Genomic DNA, 16,354 nt, shown 5'->3' on the forward strand with positions numbered 1-16,354 from the left:
TACGATCAATTTGGGACATGTCCATTTCGTGATGTCCATTTCGTTATTTTTCAGTTTTATCCAGCCGGATCTTGAATACGAGCTTTTTTACCGGGGAAGGGCTATTGATCCGGCAGCAGGGGAGATGCGCATCCCACGGATACATCAGCATAAACATTCCTGTTTTCAGTTTTGCGCAGACAGATTCGTCCGGTGTCCGGTAAAAGACAAAATCCCCCTCCGGCGTCTGATCCTCTATTACGTTTAACTCGTCCGCAAAATTAAGGAAGACCAGTTCTTCCCCGTCCATCATGTATTGCAGATCCAGATGAGCCTTATGGGATTCCATTTTCCCGGCTGACTTTTCCCGGGTCTCATAGCACTGGACCAGGACAAAAAGCTTATCGCCGTCCAGTTCATACCTGCCTTCCGGCGGCATTTTTGCGCCTGCTTCCCGGATAAAATCCTGAATCAGGCCGCACTGGCGCTCCGTCAGCCCGTAGGCCTGAAGGTGTTCTATTTTATCAATAATCATACGCGCTCTCTCCTTCCAGCTCCGCTATCACGATCTGTCCCTGAAGACCATAGGGCTTCAGAACATAGGAATCCGTGTGGAATTCGCCGGCGGTCCGAAAATCCTCCCAGCTGATCCGGCTGCATCCGGTATATTTCTGGTGGAATGGCCCGAACATATTTCTGGGACTTCCGATGATCTGAATATCTATGGCATTGCTTCCCGTGGTTAAAAAGTCCGTAATGTCCACGTTTTTCCTGGTATTTCCAATCAGAATCCCGGCGTTTTTACCGTTGACCGTGACTTTCCCGAGGGTTCCCCGGTAGTCACCCAGCTTAAGCTCGTAGCGCTTTTGCCTCTCCGGCGGCTGTTCCACCTGAAAATGATAGACAACGCTGCCCGGATAATGGTACAGGCCCTGCATCGTCCAGTCCCCGAAATGCAGCCTTCCGCGATCTTGTATCATCCGGCGCTCCGAATCCACCATAAAATCTCCCAGAAGGTAGATATCCTCCAATTCGGTTGTATTCCTGTAGATTCCTTTCAGGATCAGCTCATTTACACCCTTCTTTAATCCGTTCACCCGGAAGCGTATAATCTTCCGGTCCAGGAAATATTCCTGCGTCTCCTGACAAGCCTTCCGGTTACAGGTCAGGCTATAGTCCAGGGGCTTTTCAATAGCCGCATACAGGGGACCGTCCGGGATCTCATTTACCTCAAACGTAAATTTTAGTTCAAAGACTTTGCCGTCGGCGCCGCACTCCTCGCCGATCCAGCTGTACCGCTGCGGAGCGCCGTTATAGTAGATCTGCCGGAGCCCCATGGCATCCCGCATCTGCCGCTGGGCCTGCCAGACTTCCATGTCCGGCGACCAGGGGAGTGCGCAGATGTCCTGCTCCGTATCCGCCAGCCGGTAACTGCACCGGTCCAGCGTCAGCACATTTTCCATATCTCTGGTAATCATAGCTTCCGGCCCCAGGCACGCCCATACCCTGTCCGCCCGGTGGGGATGCTCGTAAGGGAACGCAGCGCCGCCTTCCAGAGGTTTTTGCCCGGTGCGGATGAAATATACCCGGCTCATGGCGGGCGTGAAAGTTTCTACAAATTCGATTCCGCCTTGCTCCAGGACTCTGACCGCAGCCGGACGTGTCACATCGTCAAGCGGGTCGTAGCTCTGCACCGCCCCCGGGGCAGCGAACCGCAGCATTACCCGGTGCTGATGTTCCCGGTCGTTGTTCGCGGCAAATATCAGATAGCCGTCCTCCGTTTTCCGGATCATAGCCAGAATGTCCGTATCTTCCTGCATCCGGTCATTTTTAACCCGCAGCAAGCGTGGATGGATATGGTTCAGACGGGAAACCGCCTGCTCATAATCTTCCGCCCGCTGCAGATTGGGATGCTGCGCAAGCCTTCTTAACTCACAGCGGTCTGCGTCCGCGCCGGGCTCGGATATTTCCGGGATATATCGTCCATTGACCATGGAGATCATGGGCCCGGTCCAGATTACCTTGCCGCCCTGATCCATAAAATCGTTCAGAAGTTTCACTGTGCCGGAAAACAGCGTAGCTACTCTGGGCACAATCACTATGCTATAAGAGCGCTCCTGCACGAAAAGCTTCCCTTCCTGCACCCGGCCCGCTTCTTCCAGTATCATCTCATCGCCGAAATCAAAATCCTGATGAATCCCCATCAGCGTTTTTGCCAAACGGTTATACTCTTCCCCAACCCGGTTCAGGCGGAAAATATGTTCATCCAGCCATCCCATATTCATTTCCACATGATTCAGATCCTCGTCCGGCGCGCTCGCGCACATGGTCCAGATCGTCGACATGGGATGTATGACCAGAATATCCCGCACCACTTCCCCGGTTCGGACGCAGGCGGACACTCTTCCGAAGTAATCCTCCAGAATCCTGTTATTCTCCCACCAGGTCGTCTGGTAGTTGAATACCGGAGGGTAGTCCCGTTTACGGCAGCCGGTTATGGAATACAGCGCCAGATGCTGGCACCTGCGGTTCACGCCCAGCACGAACTGCCAGTCTCCCAGCCATTTCTGCCCTTCAAACGTAAAGTCCCAGCCCGTACAGCCATACGTTTCCGTCAAAACCATATCCCGGTTATACTGGTTGGCCACGCTGGTACATTGCTTGACCGTCAGATATTCCCGGGTCTGCTCTCCCAGAATATCAATCCCGGGCGCATGCATATACCGGTAGTGGGGCATGGCCGCGCCGCATACCCGGGCCCCGTAACCCAGGTCATTTTCATACAGCATGTGTCCCGTCATCAGCAGTCGGTTCGCATCACACCAGTCATAGAGCTGCTTCGCATAACACTCGCTGAACCGTTCGGTCAGCGTATGCCAGTAATCATGCCTTATCTTTTCGCACCCTTCCCCGTCATAATACAGGTAGGGTAAATAGTCATAAAAAGAATAGCCCCTCTTCTCCCGGAAATATTCGTCCATTCCCTCTCCCCAGGGAATCCAGGGCCTCCCCTTGGTGAACACGCTAAAAAAGTCGCAAAAATTCGGTTCATCGGTAAAAAAGCCTTTCACCGTGCGTCCGAACTCGCTCTGAAAGCGCTCCTTATAGCGCTCATGGGTCAGATCGAGAAACGTTCTGACCGCAGCCGGATTCAGATTATCCGACGGCGCGAAACCATTATACCATTCACTCTCTCCTGAGATCTCCACCCGGAACACCAGCCAGGCATACCCCTTGGGTATCTCCTGCCCGGTCTTAAGCGTCTCTTCCCGCGTATACTTCCCGACCGTCCGCCCTTCGATCCGGGCAGACATCAGAGCTACTACCGTACCATCCTCACAGGCATCTCCCACCCGTATCGTGTGTTCCGGCAAATGCCCCGCATCAAATATTTCCAGGCTGATTGCCTTGGCCGTATACTTCCCGGGGTCTGTTTTGCTTACCAGCCCGCCGGCGCTGCCGGACGGCCATTTGTCCTCATCATAGATCCATGCCTCCATACGCTGCCCGGCGGCTCTTTTAACCGCCGTGCCTACCGCCTGCATCCATTCTTCCGACAGATATTCCGTCTCCAGCCCTTCCCGGGAATGAATAAAAAAGCCTCCCATTCCCTGTTCCTGCATCCCGTCGATCTGCCGGGCCAGCTCCCCTTCCTCCAGCCGGTCGTTCCAGGCCCAGAACGGGGCGCTCCGGTAAGCTTCCGAAGGATTCGATAACTCCAGCTTCAATTCTTCAATCGTTCTCAATCTATCACCTCAAAAAACCCATCTTAAAGCAGTATGCCTTTCATGTACTCGGTCATCCGGATAAACTGTTCCACTTCCGACACGCAGGTGTCATTGAGCAGGGCCGGGTCTTTCGTACGGGATACGATTGTCCGGAAATTCCCGATCTTGCGCTGATAATATTTCGCATTGATCGGATATACCTGGCGCTCAATGAAGGAGGCCATGGTCAGGAAGTCCGCCATGATTCCGGCTTTCTCCGGCTCTTTCTCGAAATTCTCCGTCAGCCATACATAGAGTTCGGGATGGAAGTTGGCCATTACCCCGCTGAAGCCGCCGGCTCCTTCCCGGAGGGAATCCAAAAGGGTGGAGGTGTTGGCGTTGAATAGTTTTAATTTGCTGCCCTTGATGGCTTCCAGTTTTCCTTTAATATTTTCCATGTCGCAGCTGGTATCTTTGGTGAAATAGAACCGGCCGGTCTGGGCGCACCACTTCAACAGCTCGGGCGTCATGACCCTCTTGTAGGGATAGGGGCACTCGTAAAAGCCCAGAGGAAGATCTTCGGGAAGCTCTTTTAACAATTTCTTCAGATTGGAGAGCCAGATTTCATCGCTTTCCTCTTCTTTTGCCAGACGGTTCGTTAACATGATCACCGCATCCGCGCCGGCTTTTGCGATTTCGTTCAGTTCTTTCGCCTGATCCTCAAGAGAATCGGATATATGGCCGGAGGAAACCACAGCGACTCTTCCGGCTGCTTTTTCCACCACGAAGCGGGTAATCTCGACGCGCTCTTCCAGGGATAAGAAGAACATCTCGCTGGACTGGCAGACGGCAAATAAACCGGCTACCCCTGCGTCGATATACCACTCGATCAGTCTGCCGAGGGATTCATAGTCTACCTTATTGTCCTCTGTGAATGGCGTTAACATAACCGGATATACACCCTTTGGAAATTCTGTTCTCATAACTTTATTCCTCCTGAATCTTTTCTCTTTTTATTTTTTATTTACAATTATTTAAATCCGTCCAGTTCCAGACACCAGTAAGCGACGGCTTCGCGTTTATAGGTGTATGTGACATGAATACGGCGGCCTTCCGCGATCACCGCCGGATAGGAGAATTCTCCCTGTCCGGTCTCCATATCCAACAGTTTATCCCAGTGGATTCCGTTGTCATCTGAGGTCAGCAGCGAAATGGGGGACCGCCTGCCCCAGTTTTCAGCGACCGGATTGCACGCCAGAACCAGCCGGCCATCCTCCATCCGCACCAGATCCAGACCGCTGTTATTATTGGGCAGCCCCGTGGCATAGGCCGGACACCAGCTCTGCCCGTAATCTTCGGAATCGCTCCGGAATACCCGGCCTTCCGAACTTCTCAGCAGCATATGCACATTTCCCGGGGCGGATTCCCACAGAGAGGGCTGTATCACCCCTCTGCCCGCAAAAGACTGTTCGGTTACCGGTATGCCGCTGCCGGTTATTTCCTGTTGGGGCAGATAGCCGCTCTGTGGTATGCAGATATCCTTGCTCCTGATCCAATGACCGCCTTCGTCCACGCTCCTGTCTACAAAGGCTGTCCACACATCTGTTTCCAGGGATGCCGGCGCCAGGATACTTCCGTCGGATAAACGGATCATTTTATTCTTCACAGGCCCGCGGCCTCCCAGATCGCCGGGAACCAGTTCTCTGGATTTCGTCCAGGTCCGGCCGCCATCCGTGGATTGCACGACCATGGTCCTCCATTGGCTGATCTTATGTCCGACCTTAAAGCAGAGGCCGATCACCTGTTCACTGTAACGGAACAGTACCGGATTCCAGTGGGGTTCCTCCGTGGCTTCTATGAGCCATGGACTGCTGAAGGTTCCTGCTTCCCGGGCGGCCATCCAGATTCCCGTGTCCGGCGCGCCTTCCGCGCTGCCTCCGAACCAGGCGGCCAGCATGCGGTCTTCTTCTGCTCTCAGAAGGGTGGAGGCATGGCACATCTGTGTTTTTCCCTCCAGGGAAATGAGTTGTCTCTCTATCACCCGATACATACTTTTTCCTCTATTCCTCTTCCAGCCAGCAGACAGGAGTGGTCAGGATTCCCATCTCTTTCAGCTGGTATTCATAGCTCCACTTGTTCCCCTGTGTCCGCCACAGATTCGGCCCATACCAGGTTTCCGCGGCGTCCGCGTTGTGAACCGGCCCGAAGGCGTTATGCCGGTTTCCGAAGATCTTTATTCTCAATTGGTGCGCTCCCTTTTTCACATGGCCGCAGTTGATCCGATACGGGGCCAGCACCACATTTCCAGCCTTTTTCCCGTCCAGTTCCACCTGTATCAGCGCCCCGCGGTAGTGGGAGAACTCCAGATGAAGCTCACCTTCGCCGCAGGTTAACGGAACCTCATAGACCAGATTCCCCGCATAGAACGGCAGACCCTGCCTGGTGAAGTCTCCGAACTGAATCTTTTCCGGAAGGGGGATCAGCTTCTTTTTCCGGCCGCTGACCTGAACGCCGAAGCCTCCCAGCAGATAACACCATTCCACATTGGTCTTTCGGCCGAAGGGAAGGGTTATCTCCAGAATATTTTTTCCGGCGCAGATCGGGGGCAGCGCTGTCTTGCGGATGCACTCATCCACGTACCAGCCGGTGTCCTGCAGGGGAACCGGCCGGCCATTCAGCCGGATTTGGGCCTGCTCCGGGTGTTCCATCGCAAGAACCGGAGCGTTTACCTCCACCTCCGAGCTGATCGTAAACCGCAGCCGCAGGGTGTGGTCAGCCTTTTCTTCCTCTTCGTATATCCAGGGCTGGGCCAGGGCTTCCATCCGCAGGGGCAGTCCCAGCTTTTCCCGGAACTTGTTGTCGATTCTCAGGATCTCTTCTTCCGGCTGCCATGCCTCCCCGTCAAACGCATATTCCGCCAGATCTAACAGCAGCGCGTTTTCCTCCTCCAGCTCATATCCGCTGGGTTCCGGTAATTCGGAGGTCTCTTTGGGCAGATGACAGACTTGTTTTCCAAGCCCGGTCTTCGCCGGTACTTCCTGTCCCTTAGGAACCGGTTCCAGCCGAAGAAGCAGGCTGTCGTGCTGTGAACCGTAATAGGTAATGAGGGTTCTGCCGTTTTGGTATTTTGCATCTATGGGATATATTTCTCCCGTCATGGTATCGTAAACCACCGGACGGCAGCGCCGGTTGAGCCGGATGGTCCATTCCTCCGTGTAGGTAATATGCTCGTTTCTTGGCTTATTCACATGGCAGATGAACAGCCACTGGCCGCTGCCGTCGTCCCGCAGCTGATAGAACAGGTTGGAGGCCCGGTTTCCGGTCTCTTTGTGTTTCATTCTGGTGGGATCGTCTCCGTCGACACCCCGTACCGTAATGTCGATATCCCGGTATTTCTCCAGCGCTTCCAGCAGATTTCCCCGGTTAAAGGGGATTCTCGTACAGCGTAAGGCCAGCTTTTCCGGCGCCCCGCTCACTCTGGCGTCCATATAGCGCGGCAGATTTCCCATAAACAGCACTTCGCCGCCCCTGTCCGCGAATGCTTCCAGCAGGTCAACGGTATGCTTTCTCAGTGTGTGGCATTCGGGTACGATTACCACGTCATAGGCCATTGCTCCCATATGGAATTTCGAATCCTGGGTCTGCGCCTGTTCCTCCTCCAGAACGGATTCCGACAGGAAGTCAAAGTCGATCAGACCGAACAGAAGCCACTCGATCAGGGTTTCAAAATTATGTTCCAATACCTGACGGATTAAGGAGGTCTGTTCTTTATTTCCCCAATGAATCCAATAGGATTCCACCGGGTGGATGACGCCGACCCGCACATGGGGCGTTCCCCGGGTCAGGGCCGTGTTCAGTCTGGCAAAGTGATTCTCTATGTAGGGGTATTCTTTGTACCACGGGGACTGGTAACCGATGCTGGCGGGATAATCCCGCTTGGCTTCCCCTTCCATGGAGACCCAGCTCAAATGAGGCACGCGCACGGTGACTCCCAGCGCGGCCTGCCAGTCCCCCGCCAGTTTGTGGTTCCGGAGGTCAAAGTCCCAGCCGGTCACTCCGTACAGCTCGCTCATGACCCCTTCCCGGCCCTCCTGGCGGGCGATGCTCTGCGCCTGCTTGGCCGTGGAATATTCCCGGCGGTCGCACAGCATGTCGATTCCGGGCAGGCCGAAATTCTTCATGGGGCGCATCACTTCCCCGATGGCCAGCGTCTGGGAGTGCAGCGTCCATTCATTCATCATATGGCCGGTCAGGGCGATGCCATGTTCCCGGCACCAATTACCGATATTGTCTCCGAAGGCCTCCGAAAAACGTTCACTGACATGGACATGATAGAGATAACGGGCGTGGGATACCGGGATATCCTTCTGTTCCCAGATCAGCTCCGGCAGATGTTCAATAATAGAAAAGCCATATTTTTCCCGGAAAGTGTCTTCAAAGTCATCGGTGAAAGGAAAGATAACCGGTTCTCTGGAGAACGGCTCCCGCAGCATTTCTTTATGGCTGGTCTGGGGTTCGTCGGTAAAAATTGCCGGAATCTTTGTTCCAAAATCTTCTTTTAACTCTTCATAATATTTTTCATGGGTCAGTTCAATAAAACGGTCAATGGCCTTTTTATCCAGTGTATTTACATAAGCCTGATTATTAAACCAAGGGGTATCGCCCGAGATTTCCAGATAGGCTTTCCACAGGTCTCCGGTTGCTTCGCTGCCTGCCTCTTCCTCATCATCCACTTTTTCGTAGGATGTCATATATCCCTCTTCGTCCAGATGAATCCGGTATTTTCCAATCCCCGTCCGGTTCTTACTGCGCACCGCCTTGGCCGCGGCCATATAGGCCCCCTCCTCCGGGTCCGGCGCGTCGTCCGGCGCGAAAACCAGGAATCTGGTGCGGTACTGCTGATCCCGGGTCACAAAACCGCCGGCGCTGCCGGAGGGCCAGCGGTCCTCGTCGTAGAGCCAGCAGAGCATATTCTGCTTCTTGGCCTCTTCCTCACACATCTTGATTTTCTGAAAGAAATCTTCTCCCAGGTAGCGGGTGTCCAGGCCCACACGGCAGTGCATGTGAAAGCCGCCCATTCCCATCTCCTTTAACTGTCCGATCTCCTTTAACAAAAGCTCATCCTCCAGGCCGCAGTTCCAGGCCCAGAAAGGGGCCGCCCGGTACTCGCTGGTCGGATTCCGGAACAGAGACTTTGACAGCTCCGGTTCCTGTGCTTTCTTGTATAACATGTAATGCCCTCCGTTTCAGTTGGGGACATGTCCATTCCAGTTTGGGACATGTCCATTTCATTCTGGACATGTCCCAAACTGGAATGGACATGTCCCAAATTGAAACTACCGGTGTTGGTTGCGGTATTCCACCGGCGTTAAGTTGGTCATTTTCTTGAATATTTTGAAAAAGTACTTGGGATTGGAATAGCCGATCTCATCCGATATCCGCTCCGCGCTCAGGTCTGTCTCCTGCAGAAGCTGCTTGGCCTTTTCCAGCCGGATATCCGCCAGATATTCATTGAAACTCATGTTCAATTTTTCTTTGATCAGGCTGCTGCAGGCGGCCGACGGGACATAGAACTGGGACGCCAGCACCTGAAGGGTCAGCTTCCGGTGATAATTGTTCAGGATGTACTCCTGTATCCGGCCGAACAGCAGATCGCTCTCCTGGGAGGCCATCCGTATGGAATTCAGGATGAGGATCACATAGCCGGAAATCTCTTTTTGCATCTTTTCGAGGTTTGGCTGGAACATGTAGCGGCGGTAGAAGACGCTCATGATATCATCGGTTTCCGTGTTGTTCTGCACCGCGTAATCATTTACTTTGTCTATCAGATTTTCACAGGTATTCCCGATCACGCCCAATGTGTGTTTGGACAGATCCATTCCGCCGAAAAAATCATCCAGCAATTCTTTTGTATCCTGATTCTGATATTTCAGGCGGCGAAACAGATTCTTCATATGGTCCTCGGAATAAGCCATGCCCTTCTGATCGGAAATGGCTTTTGCCGGAAGAATCCGCACCCGGTCGTTTAAGAAGATCTGGCGGTTCAGCCTCTCGTTTATCAGGTAACAGCGGTTCAGCTTCTCAAAGCCCTGAACCGGATCGCTGATGAAGATAAACAGCTTGCCTGCCGGAGTGGCTTTCTCCAGATAGCGGGCGATATGCTGCGCTTTCCCTTCCATTTTCTCCTGCAAATCTTCCCGGGCGGTTTCCATCAGGATAAAATACTGGAATTTATTCGTCGGGTTTTCCAGGATAATGTAATTAATGTCGTTCAGATGTTCCCCGCAGATCTCCCGGGCCTTGCGGATACTTTCCTGGTCCTTGCTGTTCACGGATATCAGGAGATTGCAGCTTTTTAAGTTATAATTCCTGGAGGCCAGTTCTTCCTCCGTGGTATCGTTCCACGGCTCCAGCAGCGCCTGGATCAGCACGTCCTGCTCCTGTTTTAGTTCAAAAAAGGCGACTTTTTCTTCCAGCTTAATCAGATTTTTCTGTTGTTCGATCTGTGCGATCGCCTTGGCCAGCTGCTTTTCGATCTCTTCGGTGGAGAACGGCTTCAGCACGTATCCGACCGCTTTTTTCTCTATGGCCTTGCTGACATAGTCAAAGGCCTTGTATCCGCTGATGACAATAATCGGTTTGTCGGGATAGCGCTCGGCGATCTTCTCCAGGAATTCCATTCCGTCCATTTTCGTCATTTTCATGTCGGTAATGATAATATCCGGATCCTCCGCCTCTATGAGCGCCAGGCCCTCGATCCCATTGGCCGCTTCCCCCGCGCAGGCTATCTGTATGGAAGTTATGTCTTTGATCTTGCTGATTAACCCTTTTCTGATCAGGACTTCATCATCTACAATAATATAACGGTACATATAGTTCTAAAGCCCCTTTCCAATCGTAATTCATTGATCCGGACCCTGTTTATGAAATATGAAACGGCAGGGTCATGGTTACGGTCACACCTTCGCCCGGCCGGCTGTCTATGGCCAGTCCGAACTTGTCGCAGTAGAGCAGCTGAATCCGCTTATGAATATTCGACAATCCGATACTGCTGTATCTGGCGTCTTCGGAAATCGTGTCGGGATGATAGATCCTCTCCCGGACCTGAACGAGCGTCTCGCCGTCCATTCCTCTTCCGTTGTCTTTCACCTGAATCATCAGGCTGCCGTTTTCCCGGATTGCCCTTATGGAGATCTTCCAGGGCATCTCCTGGCCGGTCAGCCCGTGTTCTATGGCATTTTCCACCACAGGCTGGAGCATAAACTTCAGCACTTTGGCTTCCAGCAGCTCTTCGGTAATATCCAGATCCACCTGGATCTGATTCCCGAACCGGATCTCCTGGATATTGATATACTGGCGGATGTGCTTAACCTCGGTTTTCAGTTTCTCTTCGTCCCGCTCGTACTCGATACTGTAGCGCAGCATATCGCCAAGGGATTTTGACATGGTGACGATCTGCTGGTTATTCTCGATCTGGGCCAGACAATTAATATTTTCCAACGTATTGAAAATAAAATGCGCGTTAATTTGTGACATCAGGTTCCTAAGCCTGCTTTTCAGGAATTGGATCTCGCTGACATATTTTTCCTCGATCAGCTGATTGATCTGCTTTAACATATTTTCATAGCAACGGTAGAGCACACCGATCTCATCCTGACGGGTCCGGTATTTATTCTCAAAGCACTGTTTGATGTCTTTCGTATTGCTCATGATACTGGCCAGTGATACCAGCGGCGTCAGCAGCACCTTTTCCGTAAATAAAAGCAGGACGATGATAAAGACCAGGATGGCCACGATAATCGCAATCAGGTACACCGTACTCTTGTTGGAAACCTGGGCCAGCGTCTCAAAGGACACCTCATTGACTATGTTCCAGTCCTCCACGTTCAAGGTTCCGTATATATAAGCGTCATTGCTTCCCTTTTTGATGATCACGCCGCTTTCATTCCCGATAATTTCCTGGATTTCACTTTCTTTTAAGCTGACATCCCCGGAATCCCCGTAGAGAATGGCGCCTTCCGCGTCCATGACAAAGTTCTTTCCCCAGGGCAGGCTGTTGTCCTGGATATTGTCAAAAATATCGTCGTTACAGACCAGGGCCAATACGGCCGAATGCTCGCCCTTCACATCCGTGAACCGTCTGGCGATCACGATTTTCTGCTGGTCCGGCGGGAAATTGTCGGGCCGGTACATTTTCGTAACCTGGAGGCTTTCGCTTTTCATCAGGTCCTGATACCAGACCGATTCCTCGTAATCCTTTTCCAGCCCCAGCTCCCTGTTTCTTACGAAGGAATAGGTATACCCGCTTTCGTTAAATAGATACACGCCCTCCGCGTACTGGTTATTTCCGATCAGATTACTGCATACATACTCATACATGCGGTAATTTTTCAGCCGCTGGCCGGCAGTCAGAAGATTTTCCCGGGTCTCATTCTCACAGATATACAGCATACAATTGCGGCCGTCGTACTCACTGAAGATCAGGGACGTCATCACGCCGTCCAGGTTTTCAAAAATATTGTTTATCCTTGAGGTAACCACTTTCACTTCATTGTTGCTGGCCGTCGATATCTGCGCCTGGTAAAACTGTGTGATATTTCTTAAGGTAAAGATAAACAGTACGACGATGGGCAGAATGGATATGGCCAGCAGGCATCCTAATATTTTAAAGCGGATACTTTTTGAACGTTTCATAAACGCACCTCCAACTGTTCTCCATTCTACCGTATTAGCCGTAATTATACAAACACCGACGCTGTCACACTGCCGCTGTCACATCGGCCGCACTCAGCCTTTGACCGCTCCCACGGTCAGACCGCTGACAAAATACCGCTGCAGGAATATGTAAATAATAAGAATCGGGATCGCGCTTAGGAAGCAGGCCGCGAATAGCATATTCCACTGGGTTGCATTTTCCATGTCGCCGATGAAGTTTAACATCGTCAATGGCAAGGTCTTCTTTTCCGGAGCGGACAAAAACAGCATGCTGAAGAAGAAATCATTCCAGATGGGAACTCCCTGCGTGATCACAATCGACGTAAGGGCCGGTTTGGTCAGCGGGATTACGATCTGTCCGAAGGTTCTGATTGTTCCGGCTCCGTCTATCGTCGCCGCTTCCTCTAACGCATAGGGCACACTGGATTTTATGAAATTCGTGTACAGGAAAATGGAAAACGGCAGGGCCGAGGTCACGTACAGGGCAATAGGCGCTGCGATCGTATTGCCGATTCCGATTCCATTTACGATCCGGTACATGGGAATGATGGACATCTGGGCGGACACGATCATACCGGCCAGGAAAAAGATCTGGAAAAAAGGTCCTAATTTTCCTCTCAGTCTGGCGATCGCATAACCTGCCATAGAGGTAAATAGCAGCAACAGAACCGCACTGATAAAGGTAATCAGAACGCTGTTCTTAAGCGACCGGAAATAATTCATCTTGTCAAACGCCAGCCCGTAACTCTCCAGGGAAAAATTCTGGAACAGGTTCAGATAAGAGCTCGAATCTTTGAGCGGCCGGAAAGACCCTGACAAAGCGATAATAATAGGGGAAAGGAACAGCAGGAAAAATAATGCCAGGCAGATGGTGATAATAATTTCTTTTCTTACACTTTTTCTCATTATGCCTCTATCTCCTTTCTCCTCATAAAGAACAGTACAACTACAGAAATAATTAGAATGAATACAAAGGCGAAGGCCGCCAATGCTTCTGCTTTGCCGAACTGCCCCTCCACAAACGCCATCTTATAGATGGTATACATAAGCGTGCTGGAAGAGCTTCCAGGGCCGCCGCCCGTCAATGCGAATACATAGTCGAAGGATTTGAACCCGCCGATCAGTCCCAGCATGACGTTGACTGTGATGGTATTGGCCAGCATGGGGATACGTACTTTGGTGGTGGTCTGCCATGCCGAACAGCCGTCGATTCTGGCTGCTTCAATGATTTCCTCATCGATTCCCTGAAGACCGGCCAGGTAGATGATTGTCATGGTACCGGACGTCTTCCAGGTTTCCACAAATGCCACCGCCAGCAGCGCAGTTCCTTTGCTTCCCAGCAGGTTGGGTACGGCGCCGGATCCAAGCGCACTCAGCACTTCGGAGATCATTCCGTAGTAGGGAGCGTAGACATAGCTCCAAAGGAACGCCACCACAATGGTGCTGAACAGGGCAGGCAGGTAAAAAATTGTACGGAACACGCCTTTTGCCCGTATCTTCATATTCAGGATTAAGGCCAGTGTAAGCGCCTGTATATTTCCCCATACCACGACGAATATCGCATAAATGATGGTATTCTTCATGGCATTGGTCAGTGTACCCTCCTGGAACAGATACTTGAAGTTCTTAAGTCCCACAAAATCATAATCTCCCATACCGCTCCAGTTAGTCAGTCCGTAAAAGAATGACATCAAAACCGGGGAAATCCAGAAGATGACGTAAAACAGCAGCGCAGGAATCAAGAACGCAAGCAGAATATTTCTTTTCTTCTTATTGATCATGGATAGCCTCCTATTATATTCAGAAAGGCATTTACAAAAGTGAACTCACTGTTTGCAAATGCCATCTGTGCCCGTTTTATCTTATCGACTTATCGGTCTATTTGTCCGTAAGCTCTTCAAATTTACTTTGCATTGCGTTGCAGACATCTTCTGCGGTTGCATCACCGGCAATTACTTCCTGGAACTTCGTGCACATCATATCGCTGACACCTTCCGGCCATGCATTGTTCAGGTTATAGATATTCTTATAGTCTTTGTAACGGTCCAGATATTCCTGAATCAGAGGTCTCTTATCTTCTACGCCTTCGTAGCAGGGGATGTCAGAGCTTAACTCTACCCATTTCTCGAATAAGGGAGTCCCTTCCGTGAACCAGTATTCCAGAACTTGGTCGATGGCTTCCTGATTCTTGGAGTTGGCGCTTACGAAGATACCGTTAGACGGTGTTAAGTTGTATACGAATTCTTTTCCTGCCTCATTGGAAGGAATTGCGAACATACCTTTTTCGAACTCTACCGCGCCCTGTTTGTTCAGCGCGTCATAGCCAAAGCTTCCGTCGATAATCATGGCAGCTTTTCCGTCCAGGTAAGCCTGACGGCTCTGCTCCTGAGATAAACCTAATGAGTTTTCAATGATATATCCATTGTCATACAGCGATTTATATTTATTGATCGTGTCGATCCAGGCCGGATCTGTAAATTTGGTTTCGCCTGTGAATAACTGTTTGTCAAAGTCATAGTTGTCTGCATAGATCGCGGATGCGCCGACCTGATATACACCGAACTGGATTACGAAGGACTGCTTGTCACCCATGGTAATCGGTGTGTAGCCTTTTGCTTTTAACTTATCGCAGGCTGCCAGGAACTCGTCCCAGTTTTCAGGGATCTTGTCGATACCGGCATCGGTAAAGGCATCTTTGTTGTACCAGGTGGTCAGGAAGCTGGAGCCCAGAGGAATCGCGTAGGTCTTTCCGTCAAAGCTGTAGGAATCCGCGATGGATTTGCTGAATTTTCCTAACTGGGAGAAATCGGACATGTCTCTTACATAACCGGCGTCTACCAGATCCTGTGCCTGAAGCCCGGCCCACCAGGTGAAGATGTCAGGGCCCTGTCCGCTGGCGAATTTTAATTTTACAGTTTGTTTGTACTGGTCGGTGGGGAGCTGTTCTACCTCAATGTTGATGTTGGGGTATTTTTCTTTTACCAGTTCCGGCAGCCAGTCCAGATAAAAGTCTTTGTTGTCGGTGGTCGGTCTTGTGGTTACCATTAAGGATAAGGTTACCTCTTCGCCGCTGTCCTGTGCGGGCGCCGCGTCTTGGTCCGCCTCTCCCGCTGCGGTTGCCGCCGGTGCAGCGGATGCGTCCGCGTTTGCGTTGTCTGCTTTACTGTCGTTTCCGCTTCCGCATGCTGCCAGGGATAATGTCATAACAGCTGCTAATAATATACTGACTATTTTCTTTTTCATTCTTAATTGAATCCTCCTGATCTTTTTTTGATCTTTTAAGGGGCCTGCAGGACTTCCTTTATCATGGTCTAAGGTTATCATAGGGTGGAGTAACTTTTCTACATGAGTTATAGTAACTTTTTCTGATTTTGTGAATATTTTATGTACAAACCTTTAATAAAACCTTCTTGACTGTCTCTTTTATTAGGCTTACAATATTATATATTACATATGTAATCATTATTCAGGAGGCCCCAGAATGAAAGATTTGCCAAGGATATCCGATGCCGAATTAGAAGTCATGAAGATCGTATGGAACTGTGCCCCGATCAGCACTACGGAAGTGATCGAGCGCCTCACCGCCACCACCAAATGGAGCCCGAAGACCATTCAGACCATGCTTCTGCGGCTGGTTAAAAAAGGCGCCCTCTCCTATGAGAAAAGCAGCCGCGTATTCGTATATTCTTCGGCCGTCGCCAGGGAGGATTACGTAAACCGGGAAAGCGAATCGTTTCTCCATCGCTTTTACGGAGGCACGCTGCGTTCTATGGTTGTCAATTTCCTGGAAGAAGAACGGTTATCCCAGGACGAGATTGAAGAACTGCGGCAGCTTTTGGAACAGAACCAGGCCCGCAGCAGGAAATATGATAACGACAGCGGAGAGAATCAGGGTTAAACCAACCCCACACATGGAGGAACGGTTGAACAACGTTCACCCTTATCTGTATGTG

11 protein-coding genes are annotated in these 16,354 nt (G+C 51.1%); 1 reads left to right on the forward strand and 10 read right to left on the reverse strand.

Annotation, left to right across the window (positions count from 1 at the left end; genetic code table 11):
* Positions 1-43: 43 nt before the first annotated feature.
* The 10 genes from KTH89_RS03825 to KTH89_RS03870 form a co-directional block, all read right to left on the reverse strand.
* Positions 44-514 carry a YhcH/YjgK/YiaL family protein gene (locus KTH89_RS03825; protein WP_158342289.1) on the reverse strand — a complete coding sequence of 157 codons (471 nt, stop codon included), beginning with the start codon at positions 512-514 and terminating at the stop codon, positions 44-46.
* The gene (locus tag KTH89_RS03830) at positions 504-3,725 is read right to left on the reverse strand and encodes a glycosyl hydrolase (RefSeq protein WP_275061747.1); all 3,222 of its coding nucleotides are present in this window, start codon (positions 3,723-3,725) and stop codon (positions 504-506) included. Before KTH89_RS03830 ends, KTH89_RS03825 begins: the two co-directional genes overlap by 11 nt.
* A 23-nt stretch (positions 3,726-3,748) precedes the next feature.
* On the reverse strand, positions 3,749-4,669 hold the full coding sequence (locus KTH89_RS03835; RefSeq protein ID WP_158342290.1) for a dihydrodipicolinate synthase family protein: 921 nt from the start codon (positions 4,667-4,669) through the stop codon (positions 3,749-3,751).
* Positions 4,670-4,716: 47 nt separating this feature from the next.
* Positions 4,717-5,736, reverse strand: a complete 1,020-nt coding sequence (locus KTH89_RS03840) for a sialidase family protein (RefSeq protein WP_158342291.1) — start codon at positions 5,734-5,736, stop codon at positions 4,717-4,719.
* A gap of 10 nt (positions 5,737-5,746) precedes the next feature.
* A complete protein-coding gene (locus KTH89_RS03845) occupies positions 5,747-8,917 on the reverse strand; it encodes a type 1 glutamine amidotransferase family protein (RefSeq protein WP_158342292.1) in 3,171 nt (1,056 codons plus the stop codon).
* A 105-nt stretch (positions 8,918-9,022) separates the two neighbouring features.
* On the reverse strand, positions 9,023-10,558 hold the full coding sequence (locus KTH89_RS03850; RefSeq protein ID WP_158342293.1) for a response regulator transcription factor: 1,536 nt from the start codon (positions 10,556-10,558) through the stop codon (positions 9,023-9,025).
* A gap of 49 nt (positions 10,559-10,607) precedes the next feature.
* The gene (locus tag KTH89_RS03855) at positions 10,608-12,380 is read right to left on the reverse strand and encodes a sensor histidine kinase (protein WP_158342294.1); all 1,773 of its coding nucleotides are present in this window, start codon (positions 12,378-12,380) and stop codon (positions 10,608-10,610) included.
* 93 nt (positions 12,381-12,473) lie between these two features.
* Positions 12,474-13,307, reverse strand: coding sequence for a carbohydrate ABC transporter permease (locus KTH89_RS03860; protein WP_158342295.1), 834 nt, complete (start codon positions 13,305-13,307; stop codon positions 12,474-12,476).
* Complete coding sequence (locus tag KTH89_RS03865) at positions 13,307-14,182, reverse strand: carbohydrate ABC transporter permease (protein WP_238720694.1); 876 nt, start codon at positions 14,180-14,182, stop codon at positions 13,307-13,309. The genes KTH89_RS03860 and KTH89_RS03865 overlap by 1 nt, the downstream gene beginning before the upstream one ends.
* 97 nt (positions 14,183-14,279) lie before the next feature.
* The gene (locus KTH89_RS03870) at positions 14,280-15,644 is read right to left on the reverse strand and encodes an ABC transporter substrate-binding protein (RefSeq protein WP_238720696.1); all 1,365 of its coding nucleotides are present in this window, start codon (positions 15,642-15,644) and stop codon (positions 14,280-14,282) included.
* Positions 15,645-15,882: 238 nt separating this feature from the next.
* Between KTH89_RS03870 and KTH89_RS03875 the strand changes: the two genes are divergently transcribed.
* Positions 15,883-16,299 carry a BlaI/MecI/CopY family transcriptional regulator gene (locus KTH89_RS03875; RefSeq protein ID WP_158342296.1) on the forward strand — a complete coding sequence of 139 codons (417 nt, stop codon included), beginning with the start codon at positions 15,883-15,885 and terminating at the stop codon, positions 16,297-16,299.
* Positions 16,300-16,354 lie beyond the last annotated feature (55 nt).

This window comes from Diplocloster agilis, from assembly GCF_019042275.1.
Taxonomy (GTDB): Bacteria; Bacillota; Clostridia; order Lachnospirales; family Lachnospiraceae; genus Diplocloster; species Diplocloster agilis.

Coding starts and splice junctions, on each gene's coding strand:
- KTH89_RS03825 (WP_158342289.1), bottom strand. CDS start 514: ATGATTATTGATAAAATAGAACACCTTCAGGCCTACGGGCTGACGGAG.
- KTH89_RS03835 (WP_158342290.1), bottom strand. CDS start 4,669: ATGAGAACAGAATTTCCAAAGGGTGTATATCCGGTTATGTTAACGCCA.
- KTH89_RS03840 (WP_158342291.1), bottom strand. CDS start 5,736: ATGTATCGGGTGATAGAGAGACAACTCATTTCCCTGGAGGGAAAAACA.
- KTH89_RS03845 (WP_158342292.1), bottom strand. CDS start 8,917: ATGTTATACAAGAAAGCACAGGAACCGGAGCTGTCAAAGTCTCTGTTC.
- KTH89_RS03850 (WP_158342293.1), bottom strand. CDS start 10,558: ATGTACCGTTATATTATTGTAGATGATGAAGTCCTGATCAGAAAAGGG.
- KTH89_RS03855 (WP_158342294.1), bottom strand. CDS start 12,380: ATGAAACGTTCAAAAAGTATCCGCTTTAAAATATTAGGATGCCTGCTG.
- KTH89_RS03860 (WP_158342295.1), bottom strand. CDS start 13,307: ATGAGAAAAAGTGTAAGAAAAGAAATTATTATCACCATCTGCCTGGCA.
- KTH89_RS03865 (WP_238720694.1), bottom strand. CDS start 14,182: ATGATCAATAAGAAGAAAAGAAATATTCTGCTTGCGTTCTTGATTCCT.
- KTH89_RS03870 (WP_238720696.1), bottom strand. CDS start 15,644: ATGAAAAAGAAAATAGTCAGTATATTATTAGCAGCTGTTATGACATTA.
- KTH89_RS03875 (WP_158342296.1), top strand. CDS start 15,883: ATGAAAGATTTGCCAAGGATATCCGATGCCGAATTAGAAGTCATGAAG.